This window comes from Paraburkholderia sediminicola, assembly GCF_902859805.1.
Classification (GTDB): domain Bacteria; phylum Pseudomonadota; class Gammaproteobacteria; order Burkholderiales; family Burkholderiaceae; genus Paraburkholderia; species Paraburkholderia sediminicola.
The window spans coordinates 71,225-94,565 of sequence record NZ_CADIKC010000009.1 but is presented as its reverse complement, the minus strand read 5'-3'; the positions used below and the strand labels follow the sequence as shown (position 1 = coordinate 94,565).

21 protein-coding genes are annotated in these 23,341 nt (G+C 62.8%); 2 read left to right on the top strand and 19 right to left on the bottom strand.

Going from position 1 to position 23,341, the window contains the following annotated elements; all coding sequences use genetic code 11:
* Positions 1-27: 27 nt before the first annotated feature.
* A complete protein-coding gene (locus tag R8871_RS27555; protein WP_175053299.1) occupies positions 28-936 on the bottom strand; it encodes a LysR family transcriptional regulator in 909 nt (302 codons plus the stop codon).
* A 126-nt stretch (positions 937-1,062) separates the two neighbouring features.
* On the opposite strand from R8871_RS27555, the gene gstA reads away from it, so the two are divergent.
* Positions 1,063-1,692 carry a glutathione transferase GstA gene (gene gstA / locus R8871_RS27550; protein ID WP_175053298.1) on the top strand — a complete coding sequence of 210 codons (630 nt, stop codon included), beginning with the start codon at positions 1,063-1,065 and terminating at the stop codon, positions 1,690-1,692.
* A gap of 63 nt (positions 1,693-1,755) precedes the next feature.
* On the opposite strand, the gene astE is transcribed toward gstA, so the two are convergent.
* From astE to R8871_RS27480, 14 genes are all read right to left on the bottom strand, one after another.
* Complete coding sequence (gene astE / locus R8871_RS27545; protein WP_246287774.1) at positions 1,756-2,820, bottom strand: succinylglutamate desuccinylase; 1,065 nt, start codon at positions 2,818-2,820, stop codon at positions 1,756-1,758.
* On the bottom strand, positions 2,804-4,144 hold the full coding sequence (gene astB, locus R8871_RS27540; RefSeq protein ID WP_175053297.1) for an N-succinylarginine dihydrolase: 1,341 nt from the start codon (positions 4,142-4,144) through the stop codon (positions 2,804-2,806). The genes astE and astB overlap by 17 nt, the downstream gene beginning before the upstream one ends.
* Positions 4,145-4,153: 9 nt before the next feature.
* On the bottom strand, positions 4,154-5,617 hold the full coding sequence (astD, locus tag R8871_RS27535; RefSeq protein WP_175053296.1) for a succinylglutamate-semialdehyde dehydrogenase: 1,464 nt from the start codon (positions 5,615-5,617) through the stop codon (positions 4,154-4,156).
* Between the two features lie 2 nt (positions 5,618-5,619).
* Positions 5,620-6,657: an arginine N-succinyltransferase gene (gene astA / locus R8871_RS27530; protein WP_175053295.1), complete on the bottom strand. Its 1,038-nt coding sequence runs from the start codon at positions 6,655-6,657 to the stop codon at positions 5,620-5,622.
* Complete coding sequence (aruF, locus tag R8871_RS27525) at positions 6,654-7,712, bottom strand: arginine/ornithine succinyltransferase subunit alpha (protein WP_175053543.1); 1,059 nt, start codon at positions 7,710-7,712, stop codon at positions 6,654-6,656. Before aruF ends, astA begins: the two co-directional genes overlap by 4 nt.
* 55 nt (positions 7,713-7,767) lie before the next feature.
* A complete protein-coding gene (locus R8871_RS27520; protein WP_175053294.1) occupies positions 7,768-9,003 on the bottom strand; it encodes an aspartate aminotransferase family protein in 1,236 nt (411 codons plus the stop codon).
* A gap of 244 nt (positions 9,004-9,247) precedes the next feature.
* Positions 9,248-10,297 (bottom strand): GlxA family transcriptional regulator, encoded by a 1,050-nt coding sequence (locus R8871_RS27515; RefSeq protein ID WP_175053293.1) that lies wholly within the window; start codon positions 10,295-10,297, stop codon positions 9,248-9,250.
* A 37-nt stretch (positions 10,298-10,334) separates the two neighbouring features.
* Positions 10,335-11,126, bottom strand: coding sequence for an ABC transporter ATP-binding protein (locus R8871_RS27510; protein ID WP_054043063.1), 792 nt, complete (start codon positions 11,124-11,126; stop codon positions 10,335-10,337).
* 79 nt (positions 11,127-11,205) lie between these two features.
* The gene (locus tag R8871_RS27505; protein WP_054043065.1) at positions 11,206-11,919 is read right to left on the bottom strand and encodes an ABC transporter permease; all 714 of its coding nucleotides are present in this window, start codon (positions 11,917-11,919) and stop codon (positions 11,206-11,208) included.
* Between the two features lie 4 nt (positions 11,920-11,923).
* The gene (locus R8871_RS27500; RefSeq protein WP_012432581.1) at positions 11,924-12,613 is read right to left on the bottom strand and encodes an ABC transporter permease; all 690 of its coding nucleotides are present in this window, start codon (positions 12,611-12,613) and stop codon (positions 11,924-11,926) included.
* A gap of 1,205 nt (positions 12,614-13,818) precedes the next feature.
* Positions 13,819-14,772 (bottom strand): patatin-like phospholipase family protein, encoded by a 954-nt coding sequence (locus R8871_RS27495; RefSeq protein ID WP_175053292.1) that lies wholly within the window; start codon positions 14,770-14,772, stop codon positions 13,819-13,821.
* 21 nt (positions 14,773-14,793) lie between these two features.
* Positions 14,794-15,345, bottom strand: a complete 552-nt coding sequence (locus R8871_RS27490) for a hypothetical protein (protein ID WP_175053291.1) — start codon at positions 15,343-15,345, stop codon at positions 14,794-14,796.
* A gap of 516 nt (positions 15,346-15,861) precedes the next feature.
* Positions 15,862-17,052, bottom strand: a complete 1,191-nt coding sequence (locus R8871_RS27485) for an acyl-CoA dehydrogenase family protein (RefSeq protein ID WP_175053290.1) — start codon at positions 17,050-17,052, stop codon at positions 15,862-15,864.
* A 29-nt stretch (positions 17,053-17,081) separates the two neighbouring features.
* Entirely contained in the window at positions 17,082-18,068 is a 987-nt protein-coding gene (locus R8871_RS27480; RefSeq protein ID WP_175053289.1) for an ABC transporter substrate-binding protein, read from the bottom strand.
* 197 nt (positions 18,069-18,265) lie between these two features.
* Between R8871_RS27480 and R8871_RS27475 the strand changes: the two genes are divergently transcribed.
* Complete coding sequence (locus tag R8871_RS27475; RefSeq protein WP_175053288.1) at positions 18,266-19,177, top strand: LysR family transcriptional regulator; 912 nt, start codon at positions 18,266-18,268, stop codon at positions 19,175-19,177.
* A 19-nt stretch (positions 19,178-19,196) separates the two neighbouring features.
* Here R8871_RS27475 and R8871_RS27470 read toward each other — a convergent pair whose 3' ends face one another.
* Genes R8871_RS27470 through R8871_RS27455 form a run of 4 tightly spaced genes read right to left on the bottom strand, consistent with a single transcriptional unit; the run spans position 19,197 to position 23,317 of the window.
* A complete protein-coding gene (locus R8871_RS27470; RefSeq protein WP_175053287.1) occupies positions 19,197-20,798 on the bottom strand; it encodes a rhodanese-related sulfurtransferase in 1,602 nt (533 codons plus the stop codon).
* Positions 20,795-21,403, bottom strand: a complete 609-nt coding sequence (locus tag R8871_RS27465) for a cysteine dioxygenase family protein (RefSeq protein WP_175053286.1) — start codon at positions 21,401-21,403, stop codon at positions 20,795-20,797. The genes R8871_RS27470 and R8871_RS27465 overlap by 4 nt, the downstream gene beginning before the upstream one ends.
* A 33-nt stretch (positions 21,404-21,436) precedes the next feature.
* Positions 21,437-22,498, bottom strand: a complete 1,062-nt coding sequence (locus tag R8871_RS27460) for an ABC transporter substrate-binding protein (protein ID WP_175053285.1) — start codon at positions 22,496-22,498, stop codon at positions 21,437-21,439.
* A 12-nt stretch (positions 22,499-22,510) separates the two neighbouring features.
* Entirely contained in the window at positions 22,511-23,317 is an 807-nt protein-coding gene (locus tag R8871_RS27455; protein ID WP_175053542.1) for a class II aldolase/adducin family protein, read from the bottom strand.
* Positions 23,318-23,341 lie beyond the last annotated feature (24 nt).

Below are 23,341 nucleotides of genomic sequence, written 5' to 3'. Positions count from 1 at the left end.
AGGCAAACAAAAGCGTCCGGATACGCGTCAGACCGCGCCGTCGCCGGCCGCGAAATCGCTGCCGAGCCGTTGCGACAGATGCGTGTAGACCGCCGCGACATGCGGCAGATGACGCGACTCCGGATGCGCCAGCACCCAGACCTGCGATTCGGCTTCGTCGAGCGGCGGAGTCAGTTGCACGAGATCGTCGCGGCCGCGCGCGAGGAAGGTGGGAAAGATGCCGACACCGAACCCTTGCACCACCAGTTCGAACACCGCCATCACGCTGTTGGTCTTGTAACGCGGCTCGACCGTCGGACAATGACGCTTGCGCCACAAAACCGAAGGATGATCGCCGAGCGAGCTGTCCGGCGCCGCCCAATCGCAGCGTGACAGCGCATCGGCGTCGCTTGCCCGGATCCCACTCGCCTTTGCGGTAAATACGGCGATGCGCAGCGGGCCCACATGTTTGCCGACCAGATGATCCGGCGCGCGGCGCGTGGCGCGCACGGCGATGTCGGCGTCGCGTTTGGTCAGGCTCGCGAGGCTGTTGGTCGCCGTCAGTTCGAACGACAACGCGGGGTGCAGCGCCGCGAAATCATGCAGCGCAGGCAGCAGGAGACCGTAGAGAACGGTATCGGTGGTCGTCACGTGAACACTGCCGGACACGCGGTCACTGCTCGCCTGCACCGTCGAGCGCGCCGCCGCCAACTCGCTTTCGATGCGCTCGGCATGACGCGCCAGTTGCGCGCCGAGCGGCGTCGCGCGATAACCGCTGCGCGAACGCTCGAACAGGCGCTGGCCAAGCCCGCGTTCGATCCGCTGCACGGAGCGAAAAATCGTCGACGCGTCCATGCCCAGACGCTGCGCCGCTTCCGCCAGCGTGCCGGCGCGCACCAGCGCGAGAATGGTCTGGGTATCCGCCGAAGTCAGTTCGTATTGCGTTTTTGCACGCATGGTTTGGCAAGCCGCCTGTTTATTCTGAATGCGATCCGGGCTACTTTTACCACATCGACTTGTCGGCCGACGAGCCTTGCCACCGGCACCTGCCGGGACTTCACTCTCGTTTATAGCGGTGACACCATGAAACTCTACTATTCGCCGGGCGCCTGCTCGCTGGCCGTTCACATTGCCCTGCGCGAAGCCGGGCTCGACTTCGACACCGTCAAGGTCAACCTGCAAACGCACAAGCTCGCCAACGGCGACGATTACTATGCAATCTCACCGCGCGGTTATGTGCCGCTCATCGAATTCGCCGATGGTTCGCGTCATACGGAAGGCGCGGCGCTCTTGCAATACATCGCCGATCTCGCGCCGGAGCGCGTCTTGTTGCCGGCCGCCGGAACGCCGCAGCGTCTCGAAGCAGTCGCATGGCTTACCTATATCAGCACGGAGTTGCACAAGACATTCAGCCCCTGGCTTTGGCATCAGGAGACAGCCGAATCGACGAAGGCCGAATGTCTGGCAAAACTCGCTACACGCTTCAGTGAACTCGAGGGTGTACTCACGTCACGCGACTATCTCACTGGAGAGTACTCAGTCGCCGATGCGTACGCGTTCACGGTGTTGAGCTGGGCGCGGATGCTGTCGGTGGATCTGAGCAAGTATCCACATTTGGGTAAGTATCTGGCGCGCGTCGCGGCGCGGCCGAAGGTGCGCGAAGCGATGATCGCCGAAGGACTAATCAGTCAGACCGCGACGCAAGCCGCGTAAGCGGTTTGGTATGAGACGTTGCGCGCAAAAAGGCGCGCAACGTTCTGCTCTGCAATAAAGCGTCTAAACGAGCTTGGACAGCGTGTCCTGTGTCGTCTCGATCACCATCAAGCCGGCGCGCAAACCCGGCTTGACCGTCGCGTTCGGGAACACAAGACGTTCCTCATCGTGACGCACGGTATAGCGATATTCGCCATCGCGTGCGAGTACCGTGTCTTTCACGAAGGGCGTGAAATTCGGCACATCCGTGGCCACCAGCAATTCGAATGCTTCACTTTGCTTGGTGAGCTGGTCGATCACTGTGAACACGCGCGGCATTGTCACGGGCGCGTTGCCGTTCTTTGTACCAGCCAGCAGACGACGCAGCGCTTCATCCGCGCCTGCAAAACGTGTCAAGTCGTTCTGCCCGAACGGGCGCACCTTGCCGAGTTCGAGCGTGCACGCTTCGGCGCCACACGCATGCGCGGTGAAGTGCGAGTACGTGTTGCCCTTGGTCGTATGCAGCAGGACGGCGCTGATGTGCGCTTCGCCGAGCCATTCGAACATGGCGCGCGAAAACGGCTTGCCGGTGTGTGGCAACAAGGCGAATTGCTCGAAAGCCGAGGGGCGGATCGCCGTATGCATGTCGATATGCCAACGCGCGCCCGGCGCTTGCGATGCCGTGGCAAAGAACTGCGTTGCCGCACGCTCCAACGCCGCCGCGCGCGGCGCTTCGTGACTGTGCGGCACCTGCTCGTGCCGTCCGCTGAAGAGTCGGTTCAGATCGTCATCGCGATAACGGCAAGCGTCACGCATGGCGTCGACGTTGCCGAGAATCACCAGCAGGCGGCACGATAAAGCGGCCTCGCCTCGTGCGATATCGCGCACGAGATACGACAGCAGTTCAATTGGCGCGGTTTCATCGCCATGCACGCCTGCGGAGACAAGCACGCTGCGGATACCTTCATCCCGCACCGTGGGCTCCATAAGCAGCACGCCGTCGTCGAGCCATGACCAGCGCACGCCGTTGCCGTTGTTGGCGCACACGCCCTGCATTTCCTGCGCGCCGGGCCGCGTCCCCGCCAATGTGTAGGCAAGGAAATCGTCGAGCATCGAAACCGGCATACCGTGCTCAGCGCTGGAAGTCATACAGCGAACCCAGCCCGAGAATCTGCGTCAGTTCATCAAGCGCGGTGCGCGACTCGGCGAGCAATTGCGGATCGGTCAGATCGGACGGTGCAAGACGATCGCGATAGTGCTTTTCGATCCACGTATCGAGCCGGCCGAACAGCTTGTCGTTGATCCACACGCCAGGCGTCACTGCCGCGCGCTCCGTATCGTTCAGCACCACGCGCAGACGCAGGCATGCCGGACCGCCACCGTTCTTCATGCTTTCGCGCAGATCGAACACGAGCACGTCGTCGATCGGACCAGTGTGCGAAGTCAGATCGTCCAGATAGGCGCCCACGCGCTCGTTCTCGCGGCATTCCTGCGGCACCACCAGCACCTGCTTGCCGTCCGGGCGCGTCAGCAACTGGCTATTGAACAGGTACGACGTAACCGCGTCGGACACGCTCACCTGCGCGTCGGGCACTTCGATCACGTTGAAGTCGGCCTTCAACCCGGAGAGCTTTGTGCGCAGTTCGTCGTACACCGCCTGCTGTTCGACGAATGCGAGCTGATGGCAGAACAGCGTATTGCGGTTGCCGACGGCGATCACGTCGTTATGGAACACGCCCGCGTCGATCACATCGGGGTTCTGCTGTGCGTACACCGTGGCCGCTTCAGCCAGACCGTGACGATGCGCGACCGCGCGGCTCGCCTCGAAGGTCTGACGTGCGGGAAAACGCTTCGGCTCCGGTCCGCGACGATATTCGCTGCGGCCATACACGAAGAATTCGACGCCACGTGTGCCGTATTCCGAGCAGAAACGCGTGTGGTTCGCCGCGCCTTCGTCGCCGAGTGCCGGCGTGCCGGGCAGCGCTTCATGCACAGCAAAACGATCCGCGTCGCTGAAAATCGCACGCAAGGTGCGGCGCGTCGACTCATGCTCGATCGCGCGATGCAGCTTGCTGCACAGATTGGCCGGCGTGAAGTGCACACGGCCGTCGTGCGTGTCGGCCGACGGACTCACCGTCGCCGCATTCGCGGTCCACATTGCCGAAGCCGAACTTGCGGCGGCCAGCAACTCGGGCGCGTCTTTGGCGACGCGTGCGATCACCGTCGCGTCGTCGCCCGAAAAACCGAGTTCGCGCAAGAGACGCATCGAAGGACGCTCCTGCGGCGGCAGCACGCCCTGATGAAAGCCGAGATCGGCCAACTGCTTCATCTTGCGCAGGCCCTGCTTGGCAGCGGCCTTCGGATTTGCGACCGACTTCTCGTTGTTCTGCGACGCTACATTGCCGAACGAAAGCCCGGCGTAGTTGTGGGTCGGGCCGACGAGACCGTCGAAATTGGCTTCAGTGGCTTGCATCGTCGATCCTTAGAATTGAAGGCCCGGCGAAACGCTCGCGGGCATTTGCAGTTGCGCGCTCTCGACGGAGGCCATCGGATACGCGCAGTAGTCGGCAGCGTAGAACGCGCTCGGCCGGTGATTGCCCGAACGTCCCGGACCACCGAACGGCGCGCCCGACGAGGCACCGTTAGTCGGCCGGTTCCAGTTGACGATGCCCGCGCGGATGGTGCGCTGGAAATGCGTCCACAGGGTTTCATCGTCGGCGAGCAGGCCGGCTGAGAGACCAAACTCGGTATCGTTGGCTTTCTCGAGCGCTTCGTCAAATGTGCCGTAACGAATGATCTGTGCCAGCGGTCCGAAATGCTCTTCGTCCGGCAAGTCCTTCACCGCGGTCACGTCGAGAATCGCGGGCGTGACGAAGCCGAGTTTCGGATCGCGCTGCTCCATCTTCAGCAGTGCTTTCGCGCCGTCGGCGAGGAGCCGCTCCTGGGCCGCGACCAGACGCGAAGCCGCACGAGCGGAAATTACCGCGCCCATGAACGGTTGCGGATCGGCATTGTATTCGCCGACGCTGATGCGCGACGTCACTTCGGTCAGGCGTTCTACAAAGCGGTCACCAAACGCGTCGTTCGGTACAAAGATACGGCGCGCGCACGTGCAACGCTGCCCCGCCGACAGAAACGCCGACTGGATCGTGTGATGCACAGCGGCGTCGACATCCACCACCGGTCCGATCACGAGCGGATTGTTGCCGCCCATCTCCAGCGCGAGGACGATCTCCGGACGGCCACCGAATTGCTTGTGCAGCAATGTTCCGGTATCCGAACTACCCGTGAAGAACAGGCCGTCGATCTGCCGGTGGTTGGCGAGCGCAATCCCCGTCTCTTTCTCGCCTTGCACGAGGTTCAGCACGCCGGCGGGCAAGCCCGCATCGCGCCAGATCTGCACCGTGAGAGCCGCCACGCCCGGCGCAAGCTCCGACGGCTTGAACACCACCGCGTTACCCGCGATCAGCGCCGGCACGATATGCCCGTTCGGCAAATGCCCCGGAAAGTTATACGGCCCGAACACCGCAACCACACCATGCGGACGATGCCGCAAGACAGCCGTGCCGTCAGCCATCGGCGAACGCTTTTCGCCGGTGCGCTCGTTGTACGACTGAATCGAAATTTCAACCTTCGCCGCCATCGAAGCCGCTTCAGTGCGCGCTTCCCACAGCGGCTTGCCGGTCTCGCGGCCGATCGCTTCGGCCAGCGCTTCCTTGCGTTCCGTCACGAGTGCAGCGAAGCGGCGAACCACGCCGCAACGTTCGTCGAGGCTCAAGGCCGACCACGCCGCGAACGCACGGCGCGCGCTGCGCACTGCGCGATCGACGTCGTCCGCCGAGGCGCTATTGCCTTCCCATACCGTCGCGCCCGTACCCGGGTTGCGCGACGCGAATGCGGGTCCTGTGCCGGCGGCCCATTCGCCGTCGATGAAAAGCTCGCTCATGATCATCCTTGTTTGTGTTTCTGCGGCAGCACCCGAACCGGGTCGCCTGCCTTGACGTCGAGTGCGGCCGCCTCGGCGGCGCTCATACGGAACACGCCGTCTTGCGGCACGCCTGCGGCCACGCCTACGCGAAAATCGCCCAGCGAAGTATTCGATACCATCGAACGCGGCGCATCCTGGGGCGCGCCCGCCGGCACGTCGGCGATTTCGACCGGCACCACCACGCTTTCGCGCACCGTGCGCAAGTCGGCGATATGGCATTCGAGCACCGGACCCGCATCGAAAATATCGACGTGATTTTCGTAGCGCAGCCCTTCCGATTCGAGCATGCGGCGCGCCGGAATCGTGTCGTTATGCGTGAGGCCGACGCATTCCTGCGCCTCTTCCGGCAGCAGTTCGACATACACCGGATAGCGCGGCATCAGCTCGGCGAGAAACGCTTTGCGGCCGTGCGAACTCAGATAGTCCGCCGCATTGAAATCGATCTGGTAGAAATGCGAGCCGACCGCGCGCCAGAACGGCGAGGTGCCTTCCGCATCGAAATGGCCGCGCAATTCCGCGCACAGACGCTGCGGAAAGCGCTCGCGAAACTGCGCGAGAAACATGAAGCGCGAACGCGACAGCAAACCGCCGACGCCGCTCGTGCGATAACGCGGGCTCAGGAACAGCGAACACACTTCGGCGTAACCCGTCAGGTCATGCGAAATGTTCAGCGCGCGCATGCGCGTCCAGATGCCGAGGTCCTGGCTCGCGTGCACCACCGTGCTCACGCGATAGTTGTAGAACGGCTGCTGCAGCCCAACTGAAGTTTCGATACCGCACACACCGGCCACGTCGCCCGTATCGGTGTCTTCCATCACGAAGAAGTAACCGGCTTCGTGCGGCTCGGCCTTGTCTTCCGTCGTGCGGCGGGCACGCTCAACGCGCGCCGCCAACGCATCGCGATCCGGCTTGAAAGTGGTGAGACCGGGGCCGGTCTCCTGCGCGAGCCGCATGAGCGCGTCCACATCGCCTCGTTGCACTACACGAACGACGATCATCGTGCGTCTCCCGTCAATTCTTCCTGATGCGGCTGATGCAGCGGCACGCAGCGTACCGCGTCGCCCTCCTGCACGCCGAGTGCGGCGCGCGCCGCATGCGACAACGACGCGCCGGTCGCCTTTTCGCCCGACAAGGTATCGAGCACGCAGCGGAACTCGCCATCCGCACCGTTATGCGCGATCAGATAGGTCGAGCCCTCGGCAGCGGCGCCGGCTTCGCGCACCACACGTGTTTCATTTCGCGTCACGCACGCGCTGCGATCCACCTGCGCGGTCAACACCGGGCCGGCGTCGAAAATGTCGATGAAGCGATCCGTCTCGAAGCCTTCTTCGAGGTGAATGTCATACGCGAGCAGCGCCTTCGAATCCGGCTCGCCGAGCACCCGCTGCGCCGCTTCCGGCAGCAAGGGCACATAGATCGGATAGGTCGGCATCACTTCGGCGATAAAGGTGCGGCTGCGGCCACCCGATTCGATTTCGATGTCAGCGAAATTGCGGCCGAAGAACTTGCGCCCCACTGCTTCCCAGAACGGCGACACGCCTGAATCGTCTGTGACGCCCAGCAGAAGCGAGAACACTTCCGGCGTAAAGCGCTTGCGATTGGCGGCGATATACATCATTCGCGCCCGCGACATTAAATGCGCGGCGGCATCGCCACGCAGCGACGGGTCGATATAGAAGCCCGCCAGCCGGCTCTTGCCCGTCAATTCATGCGACATGGTCAGCGCGTGGATCTTGCGATTCACGTGCAATTCACGCGATGCATGAATCAGTGCGTCATTGCGAAACGCGTAAAACGGGTCCGAGTAACCGGCGGCGGCGACAATGCTCGCCGTGCCCATCAGCTTGCCGCTCTGTGCATCCTCGAGCACGAACAGATAGAACTCCTCGCCCGGAAAATCGACATCCGCGCGAAACGAGTCTTCCGACAACGCGACGCGCGCTTCGAGCGCGCCCCGGTCGTGCGGCAGCGAATGCAGCACCGGTTGCGCGGTGCGCGCCATATGTTCGAGCGCATCGAGATCGGCGAGGCGGCCGGGGCGTACGAAGAGCATCATCGTTCCTGTTGAATGTGACGCATGATTCAGTGCTTGAGCTCGCTGCCGTGGTTCACTTCGACGCGGCTTCAGTCTTTGCGCCGACGATCTCTTCGATCGCCTTGGCCAGACGCGCGAAACCTTCGTACATGTCGTCGCGCGGCATGATCAGCGAAGGTACGAAACGCAGCACGTCCGGACCCGCCATCAGCATGATCACGCCGTGCTGACCCGCAGCCGTGACGAAATCTTTCGCGCGGCCCTTGAACGCATCGGTCAATTCAGCACCGATCAACAGACCCTTGCCGCGCACTTCCTTGAACAGACCGAAGCGTTCGTTGAGCTTTGCGAGTTGGCCCTTCAAAGCATCGCTGCGCGTACGCACGCCTTCGAGCACCTTCGGATCGCTGATCAGCTCGACCACCTTCTCCGCGATCGCCGCGCCCAGCGGATTGCCGCCGTAGGTCGTGCCATGCACGCCGACCTTGAAGTGCGCGGCCAGTTCGTTGGTGGTCAGCATCGCGCCGATCGGGAAGCCATTGCCGAGCGCCTTTGCGGTGGTCAGGATGTCCGGCGTCACGCCGGTGTCCTGGTACGCGTAGAAATAGCCGCTGCGGCCCACACCCGTTTGTACCTCGTCAAAAATCAGCAGTGCGCCGTGCTCATCGCAGGCTTCGCGCAGCGCCTTCAGGAACGCCGGATCGGCCGGGATCACGCCGCCCTCGCCCTGGATCGGCTCGACGATCACCGCACAGGTCTTCGCGCCGATCGCTTTCTTCGCCGCTTCGATATCGTTGTAAGGCAGATGGATGATGCCGGCCGGCACCGGGCCGAAGCCTTCCGAATACTTCGGCTGGCCGCCGACGCTCACCGTGAAGAACGTACGGCCATGGAACGACTGCGTGAACGAGATGATTTCGACCTTATCGGCGCCATGGCGCTCGAACGCGACGCGGCGCGCCAGCTTCAAAGCCGCTTCGTTCGCTTCAGCGCCCGAGTTGGCGAAGAACGCGCGGTCGGCGAAAGTCAGGTCTTCGAGGCGCTTGGCGAGACGCAGCACCGGCTCGTTGGTGTAGCCGTTACCGATGTGCCACAGCTTGCCGCCCTGGTCGTGCAGGACTTTCAGCAGTTCAGGATGGGCATGACCGAGCGCGGTGACGGCGATACCGCCGGCGAAGTCGATATAGTCGCGGCCTTGCGTATCCCAGACGCGTGAGCCGAGACCGCGATCCGGCACGAAGGCGGCGGGCGAAAACACCGGCACCATCACTTCGTCGAAGGTCTGGCGTGTCACAGTCAGGTCGTTCATGGCAAATTCTCGTTACAGGTGAGAGGTAATACACGTAGTGTAGGAAACCGCACGCAATACGTCTTGCGCATACGCGACGCTTTCTATGAGCTTCCGGCGGATATGTCGCACGGCATGTCACTGGCAGGTCGCAAACTGCCAGTTTCCCGGCCGTTTATTTCGCCTGGCCGGCTTGCTTGCCTCGCTGACTTACCGGTTCGGCTGTTCCATTTCGCCGCTTGTTCAGCTTACTTGTCCTGCTAGCCTATTCCGCCGTATCGGGCGGCTCGATCAACGCAGCCGGGCGCGGCTCACTGGCCCCGGCGCCGGTCGCGCCGGTCTGCTTGTCGATCCAGTTACGACGATCCTCGCGTGGTGTGACATTAAAGCGTTCGCGATAAGCATTCGAAAAGTGCGCCGCCGACGAAAATCCGCAAGCAAGGCTGATCTGCACCACCGATTTGCTGGTGCGCTGCAACTGCGTGCGCGCTTTCGAAAGACGCAGCCCCAGATAGTATTTGGACGGCATCGAGCCGAGATACTGACGGAACAGACGCTCCAACTGACGCCGCGAGACACCGACGAGACCGGCGATTTCATCGGTGGTCAGCGGATCTTCGATATTCGCTTCCATCAGCATCAGCGCATCGTTCAAACGCGGATGACGCTCGCCCGGCGCGGTCACAAACGGAATCCGCTGACGCTCTTCGCCCGCACGCAACACGCCGACACCAAGCGTGTCCGCAATCCGGTCCGCCAATTCGGGCCCGTGATCGCGGCCGATCATCGCCAGCATGAAGTCGACGGTCGCCTGACCGCCCGCGCAGGTTGCGCGATCACGGTCGATTTCAAAGATTTGCTGAGTGACGATCGAGCGCTCGAACTGCTCGGAGAACTGCTGATAGGTTTCCCAGTTGACGCTCACACGATAGCCGGACAATTGCCCCGCCATCGCCAGCCACCAGACACCGTGATGAATGCCCGTGACGAGCGGTGTGCGCTGCCCGACGCGCGACAAACTTGCCAGAAACAGCCGGTAGTCGGCGAATTGCTGGAACCGTTCGCTGACGATGATCAGCCAGTCGCACGAAATCGCATCGCCGAATGCGGCATCGGCCGGCCATTGCGCGCCGCCCGACAAAGGTACCGCGCGGCCGTCCCACGAACACACCTGTACGCGATATAGCGCCCGGCCGTCGATTTCGTTGGCGAGATTGAGCGCGTCGACAATCGGCCCGACGCCCGACATCGACACCGGCGGCAAGGCGACGATGGCGACCTGCGTGGTGCGAGCCGGGTTAGACGTGCGAGCCATCACTTGTCAGTAAAACGCGGAATGCGCGAGCCGCGCGTTACTTCAGGCTGCCGGACAGGAACTGCTTGAGCCGTTCGCTGCGCGGCGTGGTCAGCACTTCAGCGGGCAAGCCCTCTTCTTCCGTGCGGCCCTGGTGCAGGAACATCACATGGTTCGACACGTTGCGCGCGAAGCCCATTTCGTGTGTCACGACAATCATCGTGCGGCCTTCTTCGGCGAGCTTCTGCATCACTTTCAGCACTTCGCCGACCAGTTCGGGATCGAGCGCGGATGTCGGTTCATCGAACAGCATCACGTCGGGATTCATCGCCAGCGCACGCGCAATAGCGACCCGTTGCTGCTGACCGCCCGACAGATGCGACGGATACTGCTTTTCCAGACGCGGCGCGAGACCGACCTTCTCGAGATATTCGCGCGCCCGTTCTTCGGCTTCGCGACGCGACATGCCGAGCACATGAATCGGCGCTTCGACAATGTTCTCGATCACGTTCATGTGCGCCCACAAGTTGAAGTGCTGGAACACCATTGCCAGCTTCGTGCGGATGCGTTGCAACTGCTTGTGATCGGCCACTTCCAGATTGCCCGCGCGGTCGGCCTTGGTCTTGACCATTTCGCCGTCGACGACGATCTGCCCCGCGTTCGGCCGCTCCAGGAAATTGATGCAGCGCAGGAAGGTGCTCTTGCCCGATCCGCTCGCGCCGATGATGCTGATCACGTCACCCTTGTTTGCGTTCAGCGACACGCCTTTGAGCACTTCGTTGTCGCCATAGCGCTTGTGGATGTCCTGGACGGCGAGCTTGCAAGCTTCGGTTTGAGTCGTGTGGAGCAAGATGCTCTCCCTTTGAAAATACGGATCAATCTACGTGACGGCGCGAACCTGCCGCGCCGCTCAATCGAAACATGCCTGCTCAGTGCGTACGCACCGCCAGGTAACCCAGCCAGTGCCGCTCCGCGCGACGGAACAAGGCCACCAGCCCAAACGACACCACCAGGTAAATCAGCGCCGCGAGGCCGAACGCATCGAACGACTGATACGTGGCGGAATTCGCATCGCGCGCCACCTTAAGGATGTCCGGCACCGTAGCGGTAAACGCGACCGTGGTGGCGTGCAGCATCAGGATCACTTCGTTACTGTACAACGGCAGCGCCCGGCGCAGCGCGGACGGTATCACAATGCGGCGGTACATCGTGAACCAGCTCATGCCATAAGCACGGGCCGCTTCCACTTCGCCGTGCGAAGTCGAACGGATCGCGCCGGCGAAAATCTCGGTGGTGTACGCACAGGTGTTCAGGGCGAACGCGAGAATCGCACAGTGAAAACCGCTGCGGAAAAACGCGTCGAGCAACTGATGCGAGCGCACGAATTCGAGGCTGTACATGCCGGTGTAGATCAGGAGCAGTTGCACGTATAACGGCGTGCCGCGAAACACGTACGTGTAGAGACGCACCGGCGTCGACAGCCAGCGCTTCTTCGACACGCGAGCCACTGCAAGCGGAATCGCCATGAAAAAGCCGATCCCGATCGAGGCCACCAGCAGCCACAGCGTGACGGCGAGACCGGACATGCGCTGACCATCCCAGTACAGGAACGCGCGCCAGAATTGATTGAGAATGTCGATCATGGTCTTAGAGCTCCGCGTGACGCACGCCGATGGAATAGCGCTTTTCCAGCCAGATCAGCACGAGATTCGACGCGGTGGTGATCGCCAGATAGATCAGCGCGGCGACCAGAATGAAGAAAAACATGTTGAAGGTGCTCTTGCCGGCGTCCTGAGCGGCTTTGACGACATCGGCGAGACCGATGATCGACACCAGCGCTGTCGCCTTGACCAGTACTTGCCAGTTATTGCCGATGCCCGGCAGCGCGAAGCGCATCATCTGCGGAAACAGGATGCGCGTGAAGACCCGAGCGCCGCTCATGCCGTAGGCACTGCCCGCTTCGAGCTGGCCACGCGGCACTGCGAGAAACGCGCCGCGGAAGGTTTCGGTGAAATACGCCCCGTAGATGAAGCCGAGCGTCAGCACGCCGGCCACGAACGGATCGATATCGAACTGCGGCAGATTGAGCGCATCGGTGAGATTGTTGACCGCGATCTGGATGCTGTAGAACAGCAGCAGCATGAGCACGAGGTCGGGCACCGAGCGGATCAGCGTCGTATAGCCGGTGGCGATTGCCCTGAGCGGGCGGTTGAAGGAGAGTTTCGCCGCCGCGCCCGCGAGGCCGAGCAGCACGGCGGCTGCCAGCGACAGGACGGACAGCTCGATCGTCTGGATCGTGCCGGCCAGCAACACCGGACCAAAGCCGTAAAGGAACACGCGTGTCTCCATCCAGGTTTTATTGAGGATGTCATGGATGGGGGCGGGGTATGCCTGCCCGACTCATCCGGCATGGCGCGGAGTCTCGCAAGCGGAAATTAATTTCTCAAAGTGAAAGGATTGGCGTGCTGCGGTGCAGCAATGGGGTGTTTGCCGCGGCTTGGGCGCTGGCAGGGCTTGGTTTTGCGGGGGATATCGGTTTGCAAGGCGCGTGACTCGCTGTCTGCGCTGCCGCGATTTAGCAAGTTTTGGGTCGCTTTTTCGATATAGGTGGGGCCTGCGGTGTGTCTTTGTTTGGTTGTGGTTTTTGGGTTTTGGTGTGTTTCCTTGGTCTGGGTTTGGTGCCTCTCCTTGCATTGTTAGTGGTCTATTAGCGTTCCCCCTGTGCGGGGGGGCACCTACTTTTCTTTGCTTGCCGCAAAGAAAAGTAGGCAAAAGAAAGCGGCTCAAACCGCTCATGCTAAGTGGGCACCGTAGCCTGCTACGGGTAGTGGTGCGACTGGAATCCGTGTTCTCGCACATTCCGCGCTAGTGACAAAGGACTCATCAGCTCCCACTCCGCACTGCGTGCGTCGCGGACGGGTCTGCGGGCGAAACCACGGGCTTCGGTTGAGGTTTGTGGGAGCCGTCGGCTTCGCCTCGGCGACGCGCTCCTGCATTCCGCCGGGAACCCCTACCTCAATTGATTTGTCGGTGCCCCGCAAGCTCGGTCACGGTCACGGTCACGGTCACGGTCACGGTCACGGTCTCGGTCTCGGTCTCGGTCCCGGTTCCGGTTCCGGCTGTGGCGGCTGTGGCGGCTGTGGTGGCTGTGGCTGTGGCGGAGCAAAGACGAGCCACGGCCCGTCGGCGAGGCGTAGGAAATGAAACGTAGAGGGAGGTTTTAAGAAGTACTCTTCGGCGCGCGCAGCGCCGCCGGAAGTATGACGCCCTTGTCACAAGAGCATGCCGGTGCACGAACCCAGATTCCAGATGCACCACTACCCGCAGCAGACCACGGCGCCCACTTAGCATTGGCGGTTTGAGCCGCTTTCTTTTGCCTACTTTTCTTTGCGGCAAGCAAAGAAAAGTAGGTGCCCCCCGCACAGGGGGAACGCTAATACACCACTAACAATGCAAGGAAAGGCACCAAAGCCAGAACAAGGAAAACCCAAAGCCCTAAGAACACGGCCAAATGCCGCCGCAAAAGGCAAAAAACCAAACCGTCATTCAATCCCCAGCCGAGCCCGAATAGCCGGCAACATATACTCAACAGCAGCACGCCCCTCCTCCATCGCGGGCCCAGCGCGATGAAAATCAAAAATCCCCATTCCGCCCAGCCGTGGCTGAATCAGAATATCCGCCGGCTCACCCGCCAGCCGGCTCCGCGAAATCCGCACCTGCATGATGTCGATACTCTGCGCGATCGAACTCAGCATCGACGGCACCCGCGCACTCGGCGCCGGCGCCACCCGCACATCATCGGAAGCCCGCCCCTCGGCAGGTGCCAGCCAGCGCGGCCAGGGCTTCCCATTACGCCGCAACGCGACCGGCGGCGGCGCATCCGGATCGATTGCCGGCGTTTCGACCGCCGCGCCACCAAAATCGCGCCCATTCAGAATGTCGTTGTTCAGATCGACCGCGATCACGCAGTCCGCCCGCATGCCGCGCGCCACCGACACCGGCACCGGATTGCTCAAGCCGCCGTCCACCAGCCACACGCCGTTGTGATACACCGGCGTGAAAATCCCCGGAATCGCAATCGAGGCGCGCACCGCGTCCACCACACTGCCGTCCTGTAACCAGCTCTCGCGGCCCGAATCGAGCTCGGTGGCCACCGCCGCGAACGGCATGTTCAATTGCGCGATCGAGCGGCCGTCGAATTTGTCCGCGAATATCTGGATCACCTTGCGCCCGCCCAGCAAGCCGCCCGAAAAACGCAGATCGAGCAGCCGCACCACGGTTTGCCACGTGAGCCTGGAGACCCACTCCTCGAGCCAGTCGAGATCGCCGTTGGCATACACGGCGCCCACCAGCGCACCGATCGACGTGCCGCACACCACATCCGGCTTGATGCCCGCATCGTGCAACGCGCGAATCGCACCGATATGCGCCCAGCCACGTGCTGCGCCGCCCCCCAACACCAGCCCGATCCGGCTGTATCGACGTCGATGTATCATGTGTTCCCCGCCTTTTGCCGGCTAGCGCCCGCGTATCACGTCCGAGCGCGATGTCGTGTACACCTTCTGATATTGGTCGAAGTGCACGTTGAAAATGCCTTCTTCAGTCACACCGCCCTCGCGCCATTTCCAGCTCCACACGGTTTCCGGCTTGAGCGGAAACACGGCGACCTGGCCTGGCTTGCCGAGCAGGCGGCGTACTTCGTCTTCAGTCATGCCGATGCGAATCTTCCCGAAGTTGTCGGCGGTCAGCACCTGCGTAATGGCTTGCAATTTGCCGTCACGGTCGATGTCGACCATGTACGTGTTCAGCCCCTGCGGGCCCCGCGGATATTCGAAACGCTTCGAACCATCGGTAAACGTGCGTTCGGTTTCCGGCTTACCCATCTGATCGCGGATCTGCGCCTCGGTGGTAATGCCCGGCGTCATATTCTTGAGTAGCAACGCATCCGGCTTGACTGCGTTGAAGAATTCCTTGAGTTTTTGCACGGCGCGGTCGCTCTGTTGGTCGTCGCAACCGGTCAGTGCAACGCACGCGGCCAGCATCGCGACAGTAAGCAGTTTCAGGCTCACAGCGAGTTTCCTGTACGGACGCGAAGCGGCAATTCGCCCGCATCCCATTGTGTAGGGTGTACTACAGGATAACCGCGTGCGCGAAAAACCGCGAGCGAGGCAGGCAATGCGCTCAAAGGCCGCCGTGCGACATGGATTGCTGTGGAATGCGAGAAACCGGCGCCACAAACAAAAAGGCGACGCTGTGCAAAGCGTCGCCAAGTCGGTCGATACGGTCAAACCGGAAACCAAAGAGCGGCTGAACAGCCGCCTGAAATGCAGCATTGCGGACGACGCGCAGCGGTCCGGTCCCGGGCGAAGCGGTCAGAGACCTTGGCCTCTGACCTTGCGCCGTCGCCGGAATGGCGGACCGCTGCTTGTTTGGCCGCCCTGGTCCCTCGATAAGCCTTCCAAGTGGAGCTAATCTAAACGGATTGGCGGATTTAAACGAGAGCGCGTTTACACCGAATTGGCAGAGGATTTGCAGTGACCGCGCAGGCGCTGCGCCCGGTTTGCGCGGCGGTCGCGCGGTTCCCCCTACGCGTGGACATACGCAGCGAAACCCGCACGCCCTGCCCCTTGCAGCACCGAGTCGTTCTGCGGCGTATGAATCCGCGCGCACAGCACGTCGCGATAGTGACGCTCGAGCGCATTGTCACGACTCAGGCCGGGATTGCCGCTCGCCTCGACGGCCAGTTGCACCGCCTCGATGGCCTGATTCGTCACCGTGTATTTGACGAGCGGCGCTTCATCGAGTGTCACGTGTTCTGTGTGCGCGCTTGCGTCGAGCAGCACGCGATTGCTGAACAGAAGCGCGTCGATGCGGCCAAGCGTCTGCTGAAACGCAGGCAGGCTCGCGAGCGGCGCGCCGAGATTACCGGGCGTGCGTTCAGCGGCCCATTGCGCGAACCAGTCGCGCGCGGCCCGCGCGACGCCGTCATACACGGCCGACAACAGCACGCTCATCCACGCGAAGCCAAGCGCATCGAGTCCCGCGCCCGGCTCGCCGGGCGGATGAACGTCAACCGCATGAGAGGCTGGTATGAACACGTTGTCGAACACAAGCTCGTGACTGCCCGTGGCGCGCATGCCGAGATGATTCCACTCGCTGCCGACCCGCACGCCCGGCGTCTCCCGATGCACCAGCCACACGCCGACGCGCGGCGGCGTCTCGTCGCTGCGCGCCCATACCGCAAGCCACGTTAGACCTGGACTGCCGGTCGAGTACAGCTTGCTGCCGTCGATGATCCAGCCATCGGCGCTGCGCTTCGCAATCGTCGATGGCAAACCGCCGCGTGCCGGCGTGCCCAACTCAGGCTCGACGCGCAGCGAGTTGATCAAGGCGCCATCGCGTACCGCTTCACGCGCCACACGTTCACGCAGTTCGACGGGCCAATGCGGGTTGCCCTGCAGGCGATGATGAAACAGGTATTGCATCACCAGCACGAGTGCCGTGGACGGCTCGCCGCGCGCCACCGCGCGCACCACCTTCAAGGCCTGCGGCAAGCTCGCACCCGCGCCGCCAAGCGCTGCGGGCACCGTCAGCGAGAGCAGATCGAATTCATGCAGGCGCGTCAGATTGGCGTGCGGAAATTCGGCTGTGCGGTCGTGGTGAGCCGCACCGGCAGCGAACTCGCTCGTGAGCCGTGCAAGCAGTGCGTCGAACGCATCGCTATCGAGCGGTGGATGACGGCGCGTCACCGCGCTATCTGCAATCGGGGCATTCATGCGAGGACTCCGGCAGGCCGCATCAAGGATCAGGGCAGCGGGAAGCTGCGATCGAAGCTCGTACGCACGTCGAGATGCGCACGAATCACGTTGGCGGCTTCGTAGGTATCGGCGGTGCGCTGCTGCGCGCTGACGACACTGTCGTCGATCGCAACCGGATGCACCTGGCCGCGCTGATAGACGGTTTTCAGCACATCGGTCGGCAGGCCAGTGACTTTTGATTGCATCGCCGCTACTTCGTCGGGATGCGAAAGCGCCCAACGCTGGCCGATCGCCACGCGTCGCAGGAAGTCGGCAAGCTGCGCGCGCTTGTCCGCGATCGCGCGTTCGGTCGCAACCTGATAGCTGAGCCCTTCGGACAGGCCGACGCCGTTGGCGATGATGCGATCGTGATCGCGCGCTTCACCGAGCGCGGTGTATGGGTCCCACACCGACCATGCGTCGACGCTGCCCGACGCCAGCGCCGCTTTCGCATCGGCTGGTGCGAGGAACACGAACGTGACGTCGCTGACCGGCACATTGGCCTTCTTCAATGCGGCGAGCGCGAGATAGTGGCCGATCGAGCCGCGCGTTGTGGCGATGCGTTTGCCCTTCAGGCTCGCTGCATCGTTCAACGGCGATTGCGCGCCGACGACGATTGCAAGATCCAGCGGATTCGACCGGGTTGCCGCGACTGCACGCACCCGGGCGCCGGCTGCGAGCGCGAACACGAGCGGCGCATCGCCCAGTCCGCCGACATCCACCGCGCCGGCATTCAGTGCTTCGCCAAGCGGTTGCGCGGCAGGAAAGTTGAACCACTCGATCTTGTACGGCAAGTCTTTGAGTTGTCCGGATGCTTCGAGAATGCCGCGTGTTTGCAAGGACTGGTCGCCGACTTTGAGCACCGGTAGATCCGCCGCATAAGACTGCGTTGCGCAAAGCATCGCGCGCAGTGCAAGCGCAGCCGCGCCGAGTGGTTTGAGCAACGCACGTTGCAAGACAGATGAGGCGGAGAACGAAGAACCGGGAGTCGGCATGGTGGCGATTACGTCGTAGCATTCAGATAATGTGCTATCGACGATAAGGCACGCATCTGTATAAGACAAACGCATTATTCTGCTAAGCAAATATGCGAATTTTATTGACCGGCGAGGCGTGCGCACACATCGATACAGGTATCATCGAACGCACGAATCTTGCGCTTCGTTGCGCACTCATCAAGTCACCGCTCATCATGAAGATCGATGAAATCGACGCCTACGTCACCGTCATTCGCTGTCAGTCGTTGCAACAGGCTGCGCTCTCACTCGGCCTCACGCAGCCCGCGATCACGCGCCGCCTGCAAAATTTCGAGGAGGCGCTCGGCGTGGAATTGCTCGACCGCAATACACGTCCGCTCAAGGCGACAGCAACGGGTCGCATCGTCTACGAACAATGCCGCGTGATCCAGCGTGAACTCGACGTGCTGCGCGAGATCGTCGCCGCCGACACGCCGCCGGTGGGCACGCTGCGCCTCGGCGTCGCGCAGACCATTGCCGATATCGCGCTGACCGATGCGATGCGCGGCCTCAAGTCGGCTTATCCGGATCTGCAGGCGCGCGCGTCGACCGGTTGGGGCAGCCAGCTTCTGCAACGCGTTGAACAGGGCGAACTCGATGCCGCCGCGATCCTGCTGCCCAGCAACAAGACCTTCGACGAGATCCTGTCGGCCCGCTCGCTCGGCCGCATCAAACTGGCGGTGGTTGCGCAGAAAGGCATGTTGAAAAAACGCACGCACACGCTGGCGGAATGCCAGTCGATCGGGTGGGTGTTGAATCCAGATGGATGCGGCTTTCGCGACGGCCTGCAACGCACGCTGACAGGTCTCGGGCTTGCGCTCAAGCTCAATCTGGAAACGCTCGGCACCGAACTGCAGTTGCAACTGATCGCCGACGGCAACGGTCTCGGCCTCGTGCCCTTACCGCTGCTGCACGCCAGCGCTCACGCGAACGCACTCGACATCGTGTCGATGAGCGACTTCAAGCCGCTTATCGATATCTGGCTCGTGCATCCGCGCGTGCTGGGCAAACTGCAGCAGCCGGTCGAACGCTTCGGCGCGGCGATCGAGCGGCAATTCAAGGAAGCGCGAGCACAGCGCGCGGCCTGAGCCACGCGCCGCTTGCGCGTCAGATCACGCGAAAACCGTGCGTACCATCGCGCCCAAGCTGGGCAACGAGGCCATACTCCCACTCCAGATAGGCGTTCATCGCTTCGCGCGCGTTATCGGTTCCCTCATACGGACGACGATAGCGATCGATGCGCGGCGACGCCAGCCGCGTCTCACCGCTCTCCACGGCAAAGCCCGCTTCAATCCACGCGTTCGTGCCGCCGGTTAGCACCTGCACCGGCTTGCCCGTCAGCGCCGCCAACTCAGGCGCGGCAAAGCGCGCAAGCAGACTGCTGCCGCAGGTCACCACATAACGCTGCGCATCCGGCAGCTTGCGCAACGCTTCGGCGAGTTGCCCACGAATCGCGAACCATGCGCCCGGAATATGGCGCTTCACATAGTTCGCGCTGGTCGTGAAATCCAGCACGACGGTGCCGGGCGATTGCAGCAGCGTCACCAGTCCGGCCGGCGTGATTTCTTCGACAACAGGCGGCGTGGGTGCAAGGCGCGCGGCGGGCGCGGCGCCCTTTTCGCTGAAGTCCGCGTTGCCCAGGCCGTCCACCACATACACCTCGACGTTCATCTGCGCGAGCCACGACGCGCTCATATTCGCGCGCACGCCGTCGTTGTCGGCGAGGATCACGCGCGCGCCGCGCACCGGCGCGAACATATCGGTCTCCTGCACGAGTTGACCGCCCGGCGCATTGCGAAAACCGGGCACGTGGCCCGCTTCGTATTCTTCCGGCGTCCGCACGTCGAAGCGATAGACGGTGCGTACTGCTTCGTCGGCCCAGCGACGCGCTTCGTCGCGCGACGTGCGGCCTACCCTGGCGCGATCCGCCACCCCGCGAGCGGAATCGGCGGCGGCGAGGCGAAGTGTGTCGTCGGCAATCGGCTCGAAGCGGCGCGAGCTGCCGTGCGCGAGCGCCTGACCCGCAAGCGTCCAACCGATGGTGCCATTGCGCAGCGCCGCGACCGGATTCGGCACGCCTGCATTGATCAGCGACTGCGCGCCGATGATGCTGCGCGTGCGCCCGGCGCAATTGACGATGATCCGCGTGGCGGGATTCGGCGCGAGCTGCCGCGCACGCAGCACCAGTTCCGCGCCAGGCACGCTGATGCTGCCGGGAATATTCATGGTCTGGTATTCGTCGAAGCGGCGTGCGTCGAGCACCACCACATCGGCTTCATGATCGAGCAGCGCCAGCACTTGCGGCGCACCGAGCGACGGCGTATGGCGCTCGCTTTCAACCAGTTCGCCGAACGCCTTGCTCGGCACGTTGACGTCCTGGAACAGCTCACCGCCCGCCTCGCGCCAGCCTTGCAAACCGCCATCGAGCAACGCGACATCGGTATAGCCCAGCTCACTCAGCCGGCGTGCGGCGCGTTCGGCAAGCCCTTCGCCATCGTCGAACACGACGACCGGCACGTCGCGGCGCGGCAGACGCACCGGCGCTTCGAGTTCGAGTCGCGAGAGCGGCAGGTTGGCCGCGAACAACGGATGACTGCGTGCGTGCGGATCCTCCTCGCGCACGTCGACGAGCGCGATTTCTTCACGCTCGAGCAGTGCGCGGCGCACGTCTTTGAATGATCGGGTACGGAATTCTGTAGCGAAACTCATGAGATCAGGGACTCCTTCGAAACATTCCAGATATTCGGCAACACATCGTTCGAGTAGCCGGAGATAAAGGTTTTTCGGCCTCCGCCGGCCGGATAGACGGAACGCGTCACCGCGCCAATATTTCCACCGTACACGTGAATGCTGATCGACGTACGATCGTCAAAAGCATTACTCACACGATGAATGTCGCCGATGCGCGGCGACACGGCATCCACCGCGCCGGCATCGAGGCGCTTTGCCGCCCCCTTTTCTTCCAGCGCGCCGTCTGGCGTGATGCGATATCCCTGAGCAATTTCCGCACCACGCAACACACCGATCAAACCCCATACGGTGTGGTCATGGACCGGCGTCGACTGGCCCGGCCCCCATACAAAACTTACGATAGAAAAGCGCTGCTGCGAATCCGCGTGCAACAGGAATTGTTGATAGCGCTCGGGGTCCGGTTGCGCGAAGGCGTCGGGCAACCAGTCGTCGTGAGCGATCAGCTCGCGCAGCGCGGCGCCGCCGGCGTCGAGCAGATGCGCTTCGGGCGCGCGCTCGTCGACGAGCGACGCAATCCGGCCGACGAACGCGCGCAGCCGGTCCGGTCTCAAGGCTTGAGTCATCGAATGTTCAGAATGTGGGTTGACTTGAATTTGTCACGCACCGCGGGCGAGCGCGGCGTTGAAGGTGTCGGTCCATAACGGTGCGACGTCGACATGCCGGTCGATGACCGCGGCGCGCGCGAACGTATCGGCAACCTGCTGCTCGCTGGCGATGTCCGCCGCCGTGACGCCGGTCACGCGGCGCGCCTGGCTCTGGTTGCGATACAACGAGCGGATCGCCTCCTCAGGCACTCGCAACTCGGCGGACAACACTTTCGCGTACGCATCCTGATGCTGGCCGAACCACGTGCAGGCGCGTTGCAGGCGCACCAGCAGATCCGCGGACGCGGCCCGCCGTTGCGGGTCGGCAAGCACCGACGGATGGCCGTAGTACAGGTAATTGCCGGACAAATAGCCGTTGGCGTTTTTCAGCACGCGCGCGCCGGCTTGCGAGATCGCGAGCGGCACGTTGTAGCCGTAGATCGCCCACGCATCGAGCGAACCGGCGTTGAAAGCCGCGAAACCGTCACGCGGCGCGAGCGAGGTGGCCTGAATATCGCTGAACGATAGCCCCGCATCTTCGAGCATGCGCAGCAGGTAGTAATGCGTCGTGGTGGCGCGCAGATAGCCGACGCGTTTGCCCTTCAGATCGGCGATCGAGCGGATCGTCGAGCCTTTCGGGACCAGCACCACCTGATTGTTGACGTCGTCCTTGTAGACGGCGATCACGCGTACCTGAGCGTTCTGCAGCCGCGCGAAGATCGGCGGGATTTCGCTGCCGGAGGCGATATCGAGCGAGCCGCCGTTCATCGCCTCGACCATCGCGTTGCCGGACTGGAATTCGGACCAGTCGATGGTATATGGCGTGTCCGCGAGGCCTGCCGTTTTCAGCAACGTAGCGTCGCCGCCTTTGTAGGTTGCAACGCGCAAACGGACCTTGCTGAGATCGACAGGCGGATCGGCTTTCTCGCTTGCTGCCGGTGTGGCTGCTGCGGCTGCCGTCGAAATCAAAGCTATGCCTGTTGCGCCGAGGAATGACGCAGACAGCGCGACCGGCAGCGCGGACACGAGCCGGCGGCGCCGGAGCGAAACCGGCGAATCGAAACGTTGGGTCATCTTATGGGGTGCTCAGGTAAGGACGTCGGGCTCGGCTTCGACCAGCCCTTCCAGCAGGCTCTGGAACGCAAACAGTGCACCACCGGGGCGGCCGACCTGTTCGTGCGTGAGCGTGGCGACGTCGTGCGGGATGGCTTGCGGCGTGCCCGCGGCTTCGGCGAGCAATTGCGCATGGCAGGCGTTGTCGAGCGCGATATACCACCAGGCGGCCGCCTCGACGCTTGGACCCGCTGTGAGGATGCCGTGATTCTTCAGGATTACCGCCTTTCGTTCGCCCAGCGCCGCGGCGATGCGCGCACCTTCGTCGGTATCGAGCACCACGCCGCGGAAGTCGTCGAACAAGGCGTGGTCCTGATAGAACGCGCACGAGTCCTGCGTCAACGGATCGAGCGTGCGGCCGAGCGTCGACCATGTCTTGCCGTAGAGCGAATGCGTGTGCGCGGCAGCGACGACATCGGGGCGCGCCTCATGAATCGCCGCGTGAATCGCGAAGGCAGCCTGATTCAGCGGCCCCTCGCCAACCACGATCTCCCCTTCTGAATTCACCAGCAGCAGGTCGGACACGCGGATGCGGCTGAAGTGCTTGCCGAACGGATTGACCCAGAAGTGATCGGGCCACTCCGGATCGCGCGCGGTGATATGACCGGCGAGACCCTGATCGAAACCATAGCGGGCGAACAGGCGAAACGCCACGGCGAGCCGCTCCTGCCGATAGCGCCGTTCAGCCGCGATGCTGGCGCGCGGCGGGACGTCGTCGAACCAGAATTTGCGCAGCGGCGCGTGACGCTGGAGCGGCGGTGTATCTGCGGTGTTTTGCAGCGTAGGGGGGCTTTGTGGTGCCTG